Origin of the sequence: Caballeronia sp. LZ034LL, assembly GCF_031451215.1 — a bacterium.
Taxonomy (GTDB): Bacteria; Pseudomonadota; Gammaproteobacteria; order Burkholderiales; family Burkholderiaceae; genus Caballeronia.
This window is the reverse complement of the sequence record NZ_JARUXR010000004.1, coordinates 951,537-966,814: the sequence shown is the minus strand read 5'-3', so window position 1 is coordinate 966,814 and position 15,278 is coordinate 951,537. Positions and strand designations below refer to the sequence as shown.

General features: G+C 65.9%; 14 protein-coding genes. 7 read left to right on the top strand and 7 right to left on the bottom strand.

What is annotated here, in order from left to right; genetic code table 11:
• The first annotated feature begins 35 nt into the window (after positions 1 to 35).
• Positions 36 to 1,889, top strand: coding sequence for a sigma-54-dependent Fis family transcriptional regulator (locus QCE83_RS31820; protein ID WP_309820441.1), 1,854 nt, complete (start codon positions 36 to 38; stop codon positions 1,887 to 1,889).
• Here the strand turns inward: QCE83_RS31820 and eutC are convergent.
• Positions 1,886 to 2,674: an ethanolamine ammonia-lyase subunit EutC gene (gene eutC / locus QCE83_RS31815; protein ID WP_309820440.1), complete on the bottom strand. Its 789-nt coding sequence runs from the start codon at positions 2,672 to 2,674 to the stop codon at positions 1,886 to 1,888. The two genes, QCE83_RS31820 and eutC, sit on opposite strands and share 4 nt — an antisense overlap.
• Positions 2,671 to 4,059: an ethanolamine ammonia-lyase subunit EutB gene (locus QCE83_RS31810; protein WP_309820439.1), complete on the bottom strand. Its 1,389-nt coding sequence runs from the start codon at positions 4,057 to 4,059 to the stop codon at positions 2,671 to 2,673. The genes eutC and QCE83_RS31810 overlap by 4 nt, the downstream gene beginning before the upstream one ends.
• A 155-nt stretch (positions 4,060 to 4,214) precedes the next feature.
• Here QCE83_RS31810 and mnmH point away from each other — a divergent pair, with 155 nt between their 5' ends.
• From mnmH to QCE83_RS31795, 3 genes are all read left to right on the top strand, one after another.
• Complete coding sequence (gene mnmH, locus QCE83_RS31805) at positions 4,215 to 5,279, top strand: tRNA 2-selenouridine(34) synthase MnmH (RefSeq protein ID WP_309820436.1); 1,065 nt, start codon at positions 4,215 to 4,217, stop codon at positions 5,277 to 5,279.
• 33 nt (positions 5,280 to 5,312) lie between these two features.
• Positions 5,313 to 6,362, top strand: a complete 1,050-nt coding sequence (locus tag QCE83_RS31800; protein WP_309820434.1) for a permease — start codon at positions 5,313 to 5,315, stop codon at positions 6,360 to 6,362.
• A 181-nt stretch (positions 6,363 to 6,543) separates the two neighbouring features.
• Complete coding sequence (locus QCE83_RS31795) at positions 6,544 to 6,969, top strand: hypothetical protein (RefSeq protein ID WP_309820432.1); 426 nt, start codon at positions 6,544 to 6,546, stop codon at positions 6,967 to 6,969.
• Between the two features lie 12 nt (positions 6,970 to 6,981).
• Here the strand turns inward: QCE83_RS31795 and QCE83_RS31790 are convergent, their stop codons facing one another.
• The 3 genes from QCE83_RS31790 to QCE83_RS31780 are packed head-to-tail and all read right to left on the bottom strand — an operon-like array spanning position 6,982 to position 9,500.
• Complete coding sequence (locus QCE83_RS31790) at positions 6,982 to 7,119, bottom strand: hypothetical protein (protein WP_309820430.1); 138 nt, start codon at positions 7,117 to 7,119, stop codon at positions 6,982 to 6,984.
• The gene (cydB, locus tag QCE83_RS31785) at positions 7,097 to 8,098 is read right to left on the bottom strand and encodes a cytochrome d ubiquinol oxidase subunit II (protein ID WP_309820429.1); all 1,002 of its coding nucleotides are present in this window, start codon (positions 8,096 to 8,098) and stop codon (positions 7,097 to 7,099) included. Before cydB ends, QCE83_RS31790 begins: the two co-directional genes overlap by 23 nt.
• A 4-nt stretch (positions 8,099 to 8,102) precedes the next feature.
• Positions 8,103 to 9,500, bottom strand: coding sequence for a cytochrome ubiquinol oxidase subunit I (locus tag QCE83_RS31780; protein ID WP_309820427.1), 1,398 nt, complete (start codon positions 9,498 to 9,500; stop codon positions 8,103 to 8,105).
• A 392-nt stretch (positions 9,501 to 9,892) separates the two neighbouring features.
• Here QCE83_RS31780 and QCE83_RS31775 point away from each other — a divergent pair, with 392 nt between their 5' ends.
• The 3 genes from QCE83_RS31775 (at position 9,893) to QCE83_RS31765 (ending at position 13,109) form a co-directional block, all read left to right on the top strand.
• Positions 9,893 to 10,771, top strand: a complete 879-nt coding sequence (locus tag QCE83_RS31775; RefSeq protein WP_309820425.1) for a neutral zinc metallopeptidase — start codon at positions 9,893 to 9,895, stop codon at positions 10,769 to 10,771.
• Between the two features lie 218 nt (positions 10,772 to 10,989).
• Entirely contained in the window at positions 10,990 to 12,003 is a 1,014-nt protein-coding gene (gene waaC, locus QCE83_RS31770; protein WP_309820422.1) for a lipopolysaccharide heptosyltransferase I, read from the top strand.
• Between the two features lie 203 nt (positions 12,004 to 12,206).
• Complete coding sequence (locus QCE83_RS31765) at positions 12,207 to 13,109, top strand: flagellar brake protein (protein WP_309820420.1); 903 nt, start codon at positions 12,207 to 12,209, stop codon at positions 13,107 to 13,109.
• 41 nt (positions 13,110 to 13,150) lie between these two features.
• Here QCE83_RS31765 and QCE83_RS31760 read toward each other — a convergent pair whose 3' ends face one another.
• Both QCE83_RS31760 and QCE83_RS31755 read right to left on the bottom strand, forming a co-directional pair.
• Positions 13,151 to 13,804: a DsbA family oxidoreductase gene (locus QCE83_RS31760; protein WP_309820418.1), complete on the bottom strand. Its 654-nt coding sequence runs from the start codon at positions 13,802 to 13,804 to the stop codon at positions 13,151 to 13,153.
• Between the two features lie 133 nt (positions 13,805 to 13,937).
• Entirely contained in the window at positions 13,938 to 15,278 is a 1,341-nt protein-coding gene (locus tag QCE83_RS31755; protein WP_309820416.1) for an FAD-binding oxidoreductase, read from the bottom strand.

Below are 15,278 nucleotides of genomic sequence, written 5' to 3'. Positions count from 1 at the left end.
TCGACAGCCGCGCTGAACCGACAAGGAGGAAGGCGATGCAGCACGCCATCGGCGCGGCCTTGCAGCCCGCGCAGCGCGATCTCATCCGTCATTCGCACGAGCGCTCGGCCACCTTCGGGTTGTTTGAAACGATGCGCCCCGATTACGCCGTGCTGACCGGTGCGCAACTGGCCGTCAAGCTCGACGAGAGCCGCACGCTGTGCGCGCACGCGCTGCCGGTCATCGAGACGCTGTACGCCCAGCTTGCGAACACCCACAGCATGATTGCGCTGACGGATGCGGGCGGCCTGATCCTGCATTCGTTCGGCGACGACGACTTCCTCGCCCGTGCCGAAAAAGTCGCGCTGCGCGCCGGCGCGATCTGGAACGAGGCGCATCAGGGCACGAACGCCATCGGCACGACGATCGCCGAACGCACGGCCGTCACCGTCCACGGCGACCAGCATTACCTGCGCGCCAATCATTTCCTGACCTGCTCGAGCGTGCCGATCCTCGATCCGCTCGGCAACCTGTCCGGCGTCCTCGACGTCACCGGCGACCGGCGCGGCTATCACCAGCACACGATGGCGCTCGTCAAGATGTCGGGACAAACCATCGAGAACCGGCTGATTTCGAGCGCCTTCGAAGACAAGCTGCGCGTCCGTTTTCACAGCCGCCCGGAATTCATCGGCACGCTGATGGAAGGCATCGCTGTGTTCGAACTGGACGGCCGTCTGCTGTGCGCCAACCGCAGCGCGCAGTTCCAGCTCGGGCTCGATTTGCGCAGCCTGCGCGCGCAAACTTCGGAGACGCTGTTCGGCGAGGGCGTCGAAACGCTGATCGGGCGTCCCGGCGACGCGCCGCGGCGGCTGGTGCTGCATAGCGGCGTCGGCGTGTTCGCGAGCATCGAGTTTCGCGGCAGGCCGGCGACGAGCGTAGCCGTGACCGTTGCCGAGCCGGTGTCGTCGGCACTCGCGGCGCTCTGCACTGGCGATGCGCACATGCAGGACGTCGCCGGCCGCGTCCGCAAGGTGATCGGCAAGAACATTCCCGTTTTGATCGGCGGGCCGACGGGCGCGGGCAAGGAAATGCTCGCGCGCGCGATCCATGCCGATTCGCCGCGTCGCGCAGGGCCGTTCGTCGCGGTGAACTGTGCGTCGCTGCCGGAGACGCTGATCGAATCCGAGCTGTTCGGCTACGTGCCGGGCGCCTTTACCGGCGCGGCCAAACGCGGCGCGACCGGCAAGATCGTGCAGGCGAACGGCGGCACGCTGTTCCTCGATGAAATCGGCGACATGCCGCTCGCGCTGCAAAGCCGTCTGCTGCGCGTGCTGCAAGAGCGGATGGTCGAGCCGCTCGGCGCGGCGCGCGCGGTGCCGGTCGATTTCATGCTGGTCTGCGCGAGCAACCGCAAGCTGCGCGATTGCGTCGCGCAGGGCACTTTCCGCGAAGATTTGTATTACCGCGTCAACGGGCTCTCGGTGACGCTGCCGCCGCTCGCCGAGCGAAGCGATTTGCGCGCGGTCGCCGACAAGATGCTGCGCGATGAGCGTTTCACCAGCCGCCCGATCGACATCGATCCGGCCGTGCTCGCGCTGTTCGCGCGGCATCCCTGGCCGGGCAACCTGCGGCAGTTGAGCAACGTTCTGCGCACGGCCTGCGCGATGCTCGACGATCACGACACCCACATCCGCGTCGCCCATCTGCCGCACGATTTCATGGATGAACTCGATGCACTCGGCGAGGTAGAACCGTCATTCGCACCGACGCTGCCGTCGGGCGGGCGTCTCGCCGACATCGAAGCCGGCGCGGTCGCGGCGGCGCTCAAGGCGCACGGCGGCAATGTATCGGCGACGGCGCGCGAACTCGGCGTGTCGCGCACGACGGTGTATCGCAAGCTGCGCGGCTAGCCTTCGAGCGCGCCCGGGCTGTGAGGCGCGGGCAGCGCGCCGCTGTGATCCTTCAGCCCGACGCCGGTCAGTCCGAGGTGGCGCGCCTCGTTCAGCAGCCACATCAGCTTGTGCGCGGCGGCGTCGTAAGGCAGGCCCTCGGGGCGCACGTTGGAGATGCAGTTGCGCTCGGCGTCGTGACGGCCGGCGCGCGGCTCATACGTCACGTAGAGCCCGAGACTGTCCGGCGAACTGAGTCCCGGCCGTTCACCGATCATCATCACCACCATCCGCGCCCGCAAGCGTTCGCCGACGGGATCGCCCAGCGCCACTCGCGCCTGCGTGGCGATCACCACAGGACCGATGCGCCAGCCGTCGAGACGTGGCCGCAGGCTCGCGAGCAGCGGCGCGACGTGGCGCTGCGCGGCGACGGCGGACAGTCCGTCCGCGGCCACGAACACCAGGTCCGGTGCGTCATGCAGGCTCTTCGCGTAATCGGCGAGACGCGCGTCGCCTGCTTCGCCGGGCATGCGCCCCAGGTCGGGACGACGCAAATAAGTGGCGCGATCGGGGGCCGCGCTCGGCACGTCGAGTGTGTCGAAGCCTGCGGCGCGGATGGCCTCGGCAAGCGCGCCGACATCGAGCGGCTGGTGGACCGCGTCGCGCGCCTGCGCATGCGCAAGTTGGAAGGCGAGCAGCGGCGCGGTGGGCAGGCTGCTGCCTGCGCGGCCCAGCGCGATGCGGGCATTCGTGAAACGCCGCAACGCGTCCCACGGATCGTCCTGGCGGGGTGGCGTCGTCGTCATGCGTCGATCCAGTCAAGCAGCGGTTGACGGGACGCGCCTGATGGACGCGCAAGCAAACCGCCCTGTGCATCCGTGACGCGCATTCTGGCGAGCCACGCTTCGAACTCGGGCGCGCGCTTGAGGCCGAGCAGCCGACGGACATACAGCGCGTCGTGAAACGAGGTGCTTTGATAGTTGAGCATCACGTCGTCCGCGCCCGGCACGCCCATGATGAAATTCACGTTCGCGGCGCCCAGCAGGGTCAGCAGCGTGTCCATGTCGTCCTGATCGGCTTCGGCGTGATTCGTGTAGCAGATGTCACAGCCCATCGGCACGCCGAGCAGCTTGCCGCAGAAGTGATCCTCCAGTCCCGCGCGAATGATCTGCCGGCCGTCGTACAGGTATTCCGGACCGATGAAGCCGACTACCGTATTCGTCAGCAGCGGCTGGAAGCGGCGCGCCACCGCGTAGGCGCGCGCTTCGCAGGTCTGCTGGTCGACGCCGTGATGCGCGTTCGCCGACAGCGCGCTTCCCTGGCCGGTTTCGAAGTACATGACGTTGTCGCCGACCGTGCCGCGCCCGAGCGACAACGCCGCGTCGCGCGCCTCCTCGAGCAGCGCAAGCGACACCCCGAAGCTCGCATTGGCGCGTTCGGTGCCTGCGATCGACTGGAACACGAGATCCACCGGTGCGCCTTGTTCGATCGCCGCGAGCGTGTTGGTGACGTGGGTGAGGACGCAGGACTGCATCGGCACGTCGTAGCGCTGGCGGAAGTCGTCCATCATCGTGAGCAGCGTGCCGATGGCGGTGGGCGAATCGGAGGCCGGATTGATGCCGATGACCGCGTCGCCGCAGCCGTAGAAGAGGCCGTCGAGCATCGCGGCGGCGATGCCCTTGGGATCGTCGGTCGGATGATTCGGCTGGAGGCGCGCCGAAAGATGGCCGGGCAGGCCGATGGTCGTCCGAAAGCGCGTGATCACCGGGCGTTTTTTGGCGGCGAGGATCAGGTCCTGGTTGCGCATCAGCTTGGACACCGCGGCGGCCATTTCCGGCGTGATGCCCATGGTGACGGCTTCGAGCGCGGCGGTGTCGGTGCTGTCGGCGAGTAGCCATTCGCGGAAGGCGCCGACCGTCAGATGCGCGAGCGGCGCGAAGGCGTCGCGCGAATGCGTATCGACGATCAGCCGCGTGACTTCGTCGTCCTCGTAGGGAATCAGCGGTTCGTCGAGGAAGGCGGCGAGCGGGACCTGCGCCAGCGCCATTTTGGCGGCGACGCGCTCTTCCTCGGTGGCGGCCGCGAGACCGGCGAGCTCATCGCCGGACCGTCGCGGACTGGCGCGGGCGAGCAGCGTCTTCAGGTCGTCGAAACGGTAACGGCGCACGCCGATCGTCTCGTGATAGCTCATCGCTTCTCCTTGCACGGTGCGGGCGATCCTGCGATACGGCCACTGTAGCCGCTTCGCGCCCGGCTTGGGCGGCGGAGAAAAAAGCCCGCCGGAAGCGAATCCGTGCCCATGCGATAATTTTTCGCTTCAGTCAGTCGCCGCGCGCCCCGTTTCCCGTGAAAAATCTGCTTGTTCCCCTCGACCGCCTCGGCGATTTCGACGAAATCGTCGACGTCCGCACGCCGCTCGAATTCGCCGAGGATCACATTCCCGGCGCCATCAACGCGCCGGTGCTGAGCAATGAGGAACGGGTGATCGTCGGGACGATGTACAAGCAGGTCTCGCCGTTCGAGGCAACCCGCGTCGGCGCGGCGATGGTCGCGCGCAACATCGCGCAGCATCTCGACACGCTTTTCGCCGACAAGCCCCGCAACTGGCGGCCGCTCATCTACTGCTGGCGCGGCGGCAAGCGTTCCGGTTCGATGACGACCTGGCTCAACCTGATCGGCTGGCAGGCGCGTCAGCTCGAAGGCGGCTACAAGACTTATCGGCGCGGCGTGATGGAGCGGCTCGGCGAACTGCCGCGCCAGTTCCGCTATGTGGTGCTGATCGGCCATACGGGCAGCGGCAAGACGCGGCTCCTGACGGCGCTGCACGAAGCGGGCGCGCAGGCGCTCGATCTGGAAGGGCTGGCGGCGCATCGCGGATCGTTGCTCGGCGCGTTGCCGGGGCGGCCGCAGCCGTCGCAGAAAGGTTTCGATTCGGCGCTGCTCGACGTGCTGTCCGGCTTCGACCGCAACCGGCCCGTGTTCGCCGAGGCGGAAGGGCGCCGCATCGGTTCCATCACGCTGCCCGATGCGCTGCTCGACAGCCTGCACGCGTCGCCCTGCGTGGAGGTTCGTGCGGAGCGGAAAGACCGCATCGCGTTTCTGCTGCAGGATTACGCCCATCTGTTCGACGATCCTGCTTTCTTCAAGACGCAGTTGTCGAAGCTGGTCGCGCTGCACAGCCGCGAACGCGTGGCGCACTGGCACGGGCTCATCGACGCCGATGCGCGCGCGGAGCTGTTCGGCGAGCTGATCGACCGGCATTACGATCCGGCCTACGCGCGCAGCAGCCAGGCGCTGTACCGCGAATTGCCGAACGCGGCCCATGTGCTGTTCCGGCCGAACGACGCAGACAGCGTCGAACAGGCGCATGCACTGCTTGCCCAGCTTGCCGAAACCACGCCCGCACTTTGATTCAACTCCACACTCGAAACTAGAAGACACGCTATGACCACGCTCCGTCAACCTCGCGTCGCGCTCGGCTGGATGGTGTTCCTGCTGATCGCCGTATTGGGACTGTTCTATGTGAAATGGTTTCCGTACTACAACCGCGCGTTTGTGGCGGCGAGCCAGCATTCGATCGGCAAGTCCATCTTGATGGGCACGGCCGCGAATGCGCCGACGCCTTCGTGGCAGGCCGCGCTCGATTACGCGCTCGCCTATGGCAAGGCCATCTGGCAGGCGATGGTGCTCGGCCTCCTGCTCGGCTCGGCGGTGCAGGCGCTGATTCCGCCGCGCTGGGTCGCACGGGCGCTCGGCGAGCATGACTTCGGCAGCGTGGTGAACGGCGGGCTGATGTCGTTGCCGGGCATGATGTGCACGTGCTGCGCGGCGCCGGTCGTCGCGGGCCTGCGTGCGCGCGAGGCGGCGCCGGGCGCGGCGATCGCGTTCTGGCTCGGCAATACCGTGCTCAATCCGGCGGCGCTGGTGTTCATGGGCTTCGTGCTCGGCTGGCAATGGACCGGCCTGCGCCTCGTGCTGGGCGTGCTGATGGTGTTCGGGCTCGGCTACGCGGTGAACCGGATGGTGACGCCGGAACAGGCGGCGGCATCGCGCGAGTCGCTGGCGAAGCTCGTCGAAACCGACGACCCCGGCACGGCGTTCTCGCGCTGGCTCAAGATTCTCGGCCGCATGACTTTGCGGCTGATCCCCGAATACATCGTGCTCGTGCTGCTGCTCGGCGCGGCGCGCGCGTGGCTGTTTCCGCACATCGGGCCGGATATCGGCAACGGTTTGCTGTGGATCGCGGCGTTTGCGGTAGCCGGCACGCTGTTCGTGATTCCGACGGCCGGGGAAGTGCCGATCATCCAGGCGATGTTGTCGCTCGGCATGGCGACCGGGCCTGCGGGTGCGTTGTTGATGACGCTGCCGCCGGTGAGCGTGCCGTCGCTCGCGATGCTCGGGCGGTCGTTTCCGCCGCGCGTGCTGGCGTTCGTGACGGTGGCGGTGGTGGTGTTCGGGATCGTCGGCGGGGTGGTGGCGGCGGGGGTGTTTTGAGGGGGCAGCCGATGATATTCGGATTAGTCGTGGTGATATGAACGACGCCGCTTGATAAGCTGGATCCTCGTCATTGATCCGGAGCGGCGTCGGACATGCCACAGGGCTTGTTTTTGCATCTGAGTGGCATCGGGCGGAAGAGGCGCTCTCGCTGGCGCGGAACCCGTGCGATCGAAGCCTTTTGAAACTCAGCCCGCCCACACTCGTTCCTTCGATCCTGCTGTCCCTTGCCATCTCCCACGGCGCGCTCTCGCATGCGCGTGGCGTGACCCGCGTGACGATCGAAGAGACGGGCATCGTTCGGCCCGAATCCGACCGGAACGATAAAACGCTGCTCGACGCGTGCAGCGTGTTTGTCCCCACACGAGCCCAGGTCATTCGCTATTTCGCGCATGCGGTTCCGGTGCCCTCGATCGTGACCAGCCACGGCCGCTATTCCCCCTGTGCGTCGACAGGCAAGCTCACCTTCGCCGATGGCTTTTCCGGCACCTGGATTCTCTATTCGGACGGCTCGGCAAGGATCGACTGGCAAGCCGGCGGGTTCGTGTATCTGCTTTATCAGCCCAATCGCTGGCGCGATCCCTTCGCGCCCTACGACCAGCCTTGATGCTCGCCCCCCTCAATGAATCGCCGCCCCCGCCTTGATCAGCAGCTTGAACGGCAGCGCGAGCAGCATCGCGCCGCCCACCCCTGCCACCCACAGCGCGACGAACCAGAACAGCTTGCGCGCGCGCTCAATGGTAGTGATGTTCGCCATGGCGCACCTTTCCTCTGAAGACCCAATAGCTTAGCGTCGTGTACGCGATGATGACCGGCAGGATCACCGCCGCGCCGACGATCGTGAACAGCTGGCTCGAGTGCGGTGCGGCCGCGTCCCAGATCGAGACACCCGGGAAAATGTCGTGGGGCGAAATGCTCGCGACAAGTCCCGCATAGCCGAGCAGCACGAAACCCAGCGCGACAGCAAACGGCCGTGTCTCATGACGCGATGCGATCGAACGGCGCATGGCCCACGCGCACGCCGCGACCAGCACCGGCACGGGCAGCAGCCGGTAGAACAGCGGCGAGTCGAACCAGCGCGACGCAATGCCGGCGTCCTGCAGCGGCGTCCAGATGCTGACGACGGCAATGGTCGCGAGTTGCAGCAGCGTCAAGGGCCAGACGACGCGATACATCCGCCGCTGCAAGTCGCCTTCGGTTTTGGCGATCAGCCAGCACGCGCCGAGCAGTGCGTAAGTCACGACAAGCGCGCCGCCGGTAAAGAGCGCGAACGGCGTGAACCAGCCGAAAGGATCGCCGGCAAAGCGGCCATCGGCGACGGGAATGCCGTCGAGAAACGCGCCGAGGGCCACGCCTTGAAAGAAGGTCGCGCCCGCCGATCCGCCGATGAACGCCAAATCCCACAGATGCCGCGTGCGCTGCGCCTTCGCGCGAATCTCGAACGACACGCCGCGAAAGATCAGGCAGACGAGCATCAGCACGAGCGGCAGATAGAGCGCGGACAGCACGGTCGAATAGACCATCGGGAACGCGGCGAACAGTCCCGCGCCGCCGAGCACGAGCCAGGTTTCATTGCCGTCCCAGACCGGCGCGACGGTGTTCATCATCACGTCGCGGTCGTGCTGGTCGGGAAAGAACGGAAACAGAATGCCGATGCCGAGATCGAAGCCGTCGAGCACCACGTAGAGGAACAGTCCCAGCGCGATGATCGCGGCCCAGGCAAGCGTGAGGTCCATGTTCTTAAGCTCCTTCGATGGACTGATGCGGAAGGCTGAGCGGCCGGCGCGCTGTGCCGTCGGGCGTCTCGGTATGCGAGCCCGGCAGCGCGGGCCCTTGCCGAAGCAACTTCAGCAAGTAGTAGATGCCGGTGCCGAAGACGATCGTGTACACGATCACGAACGCCAGCAGCGACACGCCGACCTGTTGCGCGGTGACGGGCGAGACGGCATCGGCGGTGCGCATCACGCCGTACACCACCCACGGCTGGCGGCCTGCCTCGGTCGTGATCCAGCCGGCCAGCAGCGTGACGAAGCCGCTCGGACCCATCGCCAGTGCGAAGCGATGGAACCAGCGCGCCTCGAACAGCCTGCGCTTGCGATGCAGCCACCACGCCGCGAACGACATCAGGATCATCAGCACGCCAAGACCCGCCATGACGCGGAAGGTCCAGAACACGAGCGTCGAATTCGGCCGGTCCGCCTTCGGAAATTCCTTCAGGCCGCGAATCTCGCCGTCCCAGCTGTGCGTCAGAATCAGGCTGCCGAGATGCGGAATCCGCACCGCGTACTTCGTGGTTTCGGCTTCCATGTCGGGAATGCCGAACAGGTTCAGCGCCGTGCCGCCTTTCTCCGTGTCCCAGATGCCTTCGATCGCCGCGATCTTCGCGGGCTGATGCTCACGCGTGTTGAGGCCGTGGGCGTCGCCGACGAGCGCCTGGATCGGCGTCAGCGCGAGCAGCAGCCAGAGCGCCATCGAGAACATCTTGCGGATGGCGGGATCGCGCCGGCCTTTCAGCAGATGCCATGCGCCGGTCGCGGCGACGACCAGCGCCGCGACGATGAACGCCGCAATCGCCATGTGTGCGAGCCGGTACGGGAACGACGGATTGAAGATGATCGCCCACCAGTCCACCGGCACGACGTGATCGCCCTCGATGCGAAAGCCCTGCGGCGTCTGCATCCAGCTGTTCGACGCGAGGATCCAGAAGGTGGAGATGAGCGTGCCGATGGCGACCATCAATGTGGCGCCGAAGTGCGCCTTCGGTCCGACCTTGTTCCAGCCGAACAGCATGATGCCGAGGAAGCCGGCCTCGAGGAAGAACGCGGTCATCACCTCGTAGGTGAGCAGGGGGCCGGTGATCGGGCCGGCGAAGGTCGAGAAGCCGCCCCAGTTGGTGCCGAACTCGTAGGCCATGACGACGCCCGACACGACGCCCATGCCGAACGCCACGGCAAAGACCTTCGACCAGAAGAGACACAGCTCCTTGTAGACGGGTTTGCCGGTCTTGAGCCAGGCGCCTTCGAGCACCGCGATGAAGCTCGCGAGCCCGATGGACAACGCCGGAAAAATGATGTGAAACGAGACAGTGAACGCGAACTGGAGTCGCGCCAGATCGAGTGCTTCGAGAGTCGAATGCATGATGCCTTGTGCCTTGAATGTCACCCGCGCCCGGATTGTCGGGCGTGGGTGTCCTTGCCGATTCAGTCGTGTAACGGGTCGGAGCTTAGCGCCGATCGCAAAAAGTGTTGCGTTGCGTCAGCGATTCTGCTGCGCGCGCAAATGCCGCAGTTTCAAGGGCTTGCAGGCGCTATCGGGTTGATTCTCCGATGCTTTTCGGGCGCGTTTATCGTGCGCTGCGGCATGAACGCGCAGGGGCGTTCGCGACAATCGACCGCACGGTTTTTCCAGGCGTGAGAGAAAGGGCCGGAAAGAGCTTTTTGTGGTGCTTTGTTGCAAGCCGCCAGGACCGTCGCCGGGTACGATAATGGCTATGGGAGCGCGCGCCGCGCGGTTAAACAAGGAGAGATACGATGCGCCTCGATGACGAAGCAGAAAGCCGCAATGTCGAAGACCGGCGCGGTGGCGGAGGCGGGGGCTTCCGGGTAGGCGGAGGATCGATCGGTATCGGCACGATCATCGTCGCGCTCGCAGCTTCGTACTTCTTCGGCATCAACCCGATGACCATCATCAACGGCGCACAGGTCCTGCAGGGCAATGCGCCGCAGCAGCAGGCGGCGCCCGCCCGCACACAGCCCGCCACCGATCCGGGCGCCGTGTTCGTGCGCAAGGTGCTCGGCAACACCGAGCGCACCTGGCAGCAGATCTTCCGCACGCAGTTCAACCAGGACTATCCGGCGCCCACGCTGGTGCTGTTCTCCGGTGGCACGCAGACCGCATGTGGCACCGGGCAGGCCGCCATGGGACCGTTCTACTGTCCCGCGGACCGCAAGGTCTACATCGATCTCTCGTTCTATCGCGAGCTGCGCGACCGCTTCGGCGCTGGCGGCGACTTCGCCCAGGCGTACGTGATCGCGCATGAAGTCGGGCATCACGTGCAGAACGTGCTCGGCATTTCGGACAAGGTCGATCAGGCGCGCGCACGGATGTCGCGCGCGCAGGCGAATGCGCTGTCCGTGCGCGTCGAGTTGCAGGCGGATTGTTTCGCGGGCGTATGGGCCGCGGTGGCGCAACGGCTGAACGCGCAACTGATCGAGCCCGGCGATTTCGAACAAGGATTGAATGCGGCAGGTGCGATCGGCGACGATCGGCTTCAGCAGCAGTCGCAAGGACGCGTCGTTCCGGAGGCCTTCACCCACGGCACGAGCGAGCAGCGGCAGCGCTGGTTGCGGCGCGGGCTGTCGACGGGCGATGTCGGCCAGTGCGATACCTTCTCCGCGCGCTCGCTCTGAGTCGCGGTCACGCTGCGCGATTTGGACTATTCTCGATAAGCGCGAGGCAGGCAAACCGGCGCAACCCGGCGCGAGCAGGCGGAAGAACTTACAAAGGCTGACAGTGCCGACGCCGCAATTTCATTAGAATCGCTGGTTTTGCGGAGCGCGGCACATCGCGCCGCCTGCGGCGGTCCATTCCCGCGCGCCGCAGGCATCCGGGCACTCAAGACTCTTCCATGAAGCGAATTCTGATCGTCAAAGTCACGTCGCTCGGCGACATCGTCGAGACGCTGCCTGTCGTCACCGACCTGCGGCGTGCCTTTCCTTCCGCCAAAGTCGACTGGGCCGCCGACGCCGCCTTCGCCGACATCATTCGCTGGAATCCGGGCGTGGACCGCGTGCTGAGCGCGCCGCTGCGCAAGTTCAAGAAGGCCCGCAACTGGAACGACCTGAAGGAAATCGGCGCATCCATCAGCGAACTGCGCGCCGAGAAATACGACGCCATCGTGGATATCCACGGGGTCTACAAGAGCGCGATCATCGCGTTCATCGCGCGCGGCAAGCGCCGCTTCGGCTACCTGAATCAGGATCTCGGCGAGCGCGGCGCGGCGTTCGCCTATAACGCGCGTTTCGGCCCGCGTCCGCATACGGATGCCTGGCGCGGCATGCGCGTGAGTGTCGCGGAGGCGCTCGGCTACACCTTCGACGAGACGCCTGACTACAACGTGCGCCTGCCTGCGTTGAAGCACAGCCTCGATATTCCGCGCGACAAACGCCTCGCGATGCTGTTTCACGCCACCTCCGCCGACGTCAAGAAGTGGCCCAAGGATCATTGGGGTGAAGTCGGGCGCTGGCTCGTCGAGCGCGGCTATACGATCGCCTTGCCATGGGGCACCGAGGGCGAGCGCGGCGAGGCGCAGGCGATCGCGGCCATCGTGCCGGGCGCGATCGTGCTGCCGAAGGTGACGGTCGAGGAATGCGCGCACTGGATCGAGGCGTCGGAACTGGTGGTCGGAACGGATACCGGCCTCGTGCATCTTGCGCACGCCATGCAGCGCCGCACGGTGATGCTGTTTGCCGCGACATCGCGCGAGCATTTCGGCATCGATGCGCCGGGGCGCTCGGTGTCGGTCGGCAATCACGGCGCGCCGCCCAATGTGCCGCAAGTGCTCGCAGCCATCGAAAGCGTAACGAACGGCGCGCCGCAAGCGGTATCCGGCTCGGCGGAAACGGGTGCGATGCTGCGCTGAAGCCGCAACAAGGTGATGAAGCTTGTTGCACTAGCCCAGGCTCGTGTTTATGCGCATAAAACTTCTATCTCAAATTGTTGTGACATCAACGTGGCGTTTTTTCCAAAAAAATTGGTGCGCCAACGTAAAAGTTGCCGTTTGACTCTTGACGGCGAAAGATTCAAGACCGACGATTACGAAAACACTTAAGAATCGTCCTAAAGATGACCGAAGAAACCGTACTGGAAGCGCGCCAGTCCCTGGTTCGTTTGTGGCCGGCCGAGATTCCGCTCAATGCAGCGCTGGACTGGCCGGTCGTGTCCGCCGACGGGGCCGTGCTGTTCGATGCTGGCGCGGTCGTGCCGGACGTCGCGGCGCGTGATTTCATGTTCCAGCAGTTCGAGCCGCATCGGGCGGTTCAGGAACCGGCGCGTGCGGTGAGTCAGGACGCGGATGTGTCCGGCGATCAGCCTTTGTCGCTTGACGATATCGGCCTGACGATCGGCGCGCGAGTCGGACTGCGCGGAACCGGCGGCACGGGGTCGGCGATGTATGCGAGCCGTGTGATCGGCTTCTCGACGCCGCGCCGTAACGGCGAGCGCTCGCTGTTCGTGACGCAGCCGTTGATGACCGGCTTCGATCCGCTCGACCTCAATGTCGGCGAGCAAGTCGATCTGGTGGCGCTGACCGGGCGCGGCGTCTTCCGTTTCGCCTGTACGGTCGATGCGATCTGCCGTGAGCCGTTCAACTATGCCGTGCTTTCCGCGCCCGGCGCGATCCGCAGACTTCGCACCCGCAAGTTCGCCCGGATGCCCACGCGTCTCGCTGCGCACTTTTCGGCTCATGGTTCGACGGATGTGCCGGAGCTGGGGCGCGTCAGCGATATCAGCCCGTATGGCATGTCGTTGACGGTGGCGAAGCCGGCTGCGCGCATCGGCGACAAGCTGACGCTCTCGTTCCAGTTCAGCACTGATGGCGTGGACGTGAAGATCGACACGATTGCGATCGTCCGGCATGTCGGCGCACCGGAGCCCGTTACGGGTCACGTGGCCTACGGGCTGGAATTCGAATCACTCGAGCCGTCGCAGCGCATCGCGCTGAAGTCGTTCATGGCCGAGCACAGCTGAACCGCGCGCCCGGCCCGCGTCTCGTGCGTGGCGGCCGGCGATCAGTTGCCCGGGAAACCGTCGGGAAAGAGCCGCTCGACTGCGGCTTCGAAATGCTGCACAGGCGCGGCGCCACGCAGCGCGATGGGCGGGGGCGCTTCCTGACCGGGCGCCGGCTCGCGCGACAGCACCGCGAACGGCACACCCCCCACGCCCAGCTTCTTCGCGAACTCTTCGTCCTCGATCACGAGATCAGTGTAGGTACCGTCGTCGAGCGCTTCTTCCAGCAGTTCAGGATCGACTCCGCATGCGGACGCGATATCGAGCAGTGCATCGGTATCGCCAATGTCGATGCCTTCCTCGAAGTACGCCTTGAAAATCGCGCGATGCATGACGTCGAAGCGGCCCGATTCGCGCGCGAACAGCGCGGCTTCGAACGCCTTGCGGCTGCGCGGCGTGACGGGCGGCATGCGCATGGTGACGCCGCGCTCTTCGGCGAGCGGCTGCACCGATTTTTCCCATGCCTCGACGATCTTGTCGCTATTGGGATCGAGCAGGGGCGCCGGCTCGGGGCGCAGCTCGAACGCGTGCCAGCGAATTTCGACTGCATCGCCATAGGCGTTGCGGAACTGATCGAGCACGGGCGTTTCGAGATAGCAGAACGGGCAGACGAAGTCCGACCACACGTCGATATACAGAACAGGCGTGGATGCCATGTGAGCCTCAAAAGCGAACGGCGCGGGATGCGCCGTCTTGTGAACCTGGACCGGCGTCGTGTGCGACGGCCGTTGAACCGATATGGTAGCGCGTGACGATTGCGGACGTGCGACACGCATGGCGGGCGTGGCGTCAGAATCCCCCGTCGATCTCTATCCTGCTGCCATCGAAAAATCGTGACAGCCGGAACGCGTGCGGATTGACGATCGGCTGGTCGTGCGCGACCAGATCCGCCATCAGTCTCCCCGCGCCCGGCCCGATGCCGAATCCATGTCCGGAAAAGCCGGTCGCGATGAAGAGTCCTGGCTTGCCGTCTACGCCTGAGATGACCGGCACGGCGTCGGGCGTCACGTCGATATAGCCGGCCCATGCCTGCGCTTCCCGGACCTGCGAGAGCGCAGGGAAGATCGCGCGAAACTCCGCGAGGGCTTTCGCGTTGAAGGACGGATTCGGCGCGGGGTCGAGCGTGCGTACGAGCTCGAAGATCGTAGGCTGGTCGAGCGGCCAGCGGCGCGGCATGCGCAGCCCGTCGACGAAGCGGGCGTTCAGGCCGAGCTTGATCGAACCGAACTGGCTTTTCAGCGCGGGAAGGAACTTGAAGAACAGCCGGAAGCTGTCCGGCGTGATGTCGTGATCGCTGCGGAATGCGTTGGCAATGGTGTAGCCGCCGTCGAGCCGCTTGCGATAACCCACGTCCCGATTGCAGGCGCTCACCTCCGGCCCGTCTTCGACAGGTGCGGTGCGCAGGACAGAGGAACGGACCAGCAACTGTGGAACGTCGACGGCGAGACTGCCGGTGAAATAGCGCGTCCACGCGCCGCCGGCAACCACCACGCTTGCGCAACCGATGCGGCCAAGTTCCGTCACCACGGCGCTGACGGCGCCGCCGCTGGTTTCGACGCCGCGCACGGCGCATGGCGTGAGCACTTTCACGCCGCGCTGGCGCAGTGCGGCGGCCATGGCGGGCACTGCGCGTTGCGGCTCAGCGCGGCCGTCCGAGGGCGTGTAGATGCCGCCCGCGAAGCGGCGCGCGGCGCCTGGCATCAGCGCAGCGGTTTCGTCCGCCGAAACCATGCGTGAGTCGAGCGCATCGCGGCCGACGAGTGCCCGCGCGCGCTCGAGCCAGGCTTTGTGATCGGCGAGGGCTTGTGGGTCGTCGGCGGCATAGAGGATGCCGCTCGCGCGAAAGCCGGTGTCGATGCCGAGTTCCGCATCGATGCGCCGCCACAGCTTCAGGCTTTCGAGGCTCAGTTCGAGCTCGCGCAAGTCGCGGTGCGTGGCGCGGCACCAGCCCCAGTTGCGGCTCGATTGCTCGCCGGCGATTACGCCTTTTTCACAGACCGCGACGGAGAGGCCTTTGTCGGCGAGCGCCCGCGCCGTGCTGACGCCGATGATGCCGCCGCCGATGACGACGACGTCGACGCGGTCGGGCAGGGTGCGGTCTTCGGGGATGGCGTCGGTGGGCGGGCCCAT

What these genes read in the sequence shown, in the direction of transcription:
- QCE83_RS31820 (WP_309820441.1), top strand. Translation starts at nt 36, where the DNA reads ATGCAGCACGCCATCGGCGCGGCCTTGCAGCCCGCGCAGCGCGATCTC.
- eutC (WP_309820440.1), bottom strand. Translation starts at nt 2,674, where the DNA reads ATGACGACGACGCCACCCCGCCAGGACGATCCGTGGGACGCGTTGCGG.
- QCE83_RS31810 (WP_309820439.1), bottom strand. Translation starts at nt 4,059, where the DNA reads ATGAGCTATCACGAGACGATCGGCGTGCGCCGTTACCGTTTCGACGAC.
- QCE83_RS31800 (WP_309820434.1), top strand. Translation starts at nt 5,313, where the DNA reads ATGACCACGCTCCGTCAACCTCGCGTCGCGCTCGGCTGGATGGTGTTC.
- QCE83_RS31790 (WP_309820430.1), bottom strand. Translation starts at nt 7,119, where the DNA reads ATGGCGAACATCACTACCATTGAGCGCGCGCGCAAGCTGTTCTGGTTC.
- cydB (WP_309820429.1), bottom strand. Translation starts at nt 8,098, where the DNA reads ATGGACCTCACGCTTGCCTGGGCCGCGATCATCGCGCTGGGACTGTTC.
- QCE83_RS31780 (WP_309820427.1), bottom strand. Translation starts at nt 9,500, where the DNA reads ATGCATTCGACTCTCGAAGCACTCGATCTGGCGCGACTCCAGTTCGCG.
- QCE83_RS31775 (WP_309820425.1), top strand. Translation starts at nt 9,893, where the DNA reads ATGCGCCTCGATGACGAAGCAGAAAGCCGCAATGTCGAAGACCGGCGC.
- waaC (WP_309820422.1), top strand. Translation starts at nt 10,990, where the DNA reads ATGAAGCGAATTCTGATCGTCAAAGTCACGTCGCTCGGCGACATCGTC.
- QCE83_RS31765 (WP_309820420.1), top strand. Translation starts at nt 12,207, where the DNA reads ATGACCGAAGAAACCGTACTGGAAGCGCGCCAGTCCCTGGTTCGTTTG.
- QCE83_RS31760 (WP_309820418.1), bottom strand. Translation starts at nt 13,804, where the DNA reads ATGGCATCCACGCCTGTTCTGTATATCGACGTGTGGTCGGACTTCGTC.
- QCE83_RS31755 (WP_309820416.1), bottom strand. Translation starts at nt 15,278, where the DNA reads ATGGGCCCGCCCACCGACGCCATCCCCGAAGACCGCACCCTGCCCGAC.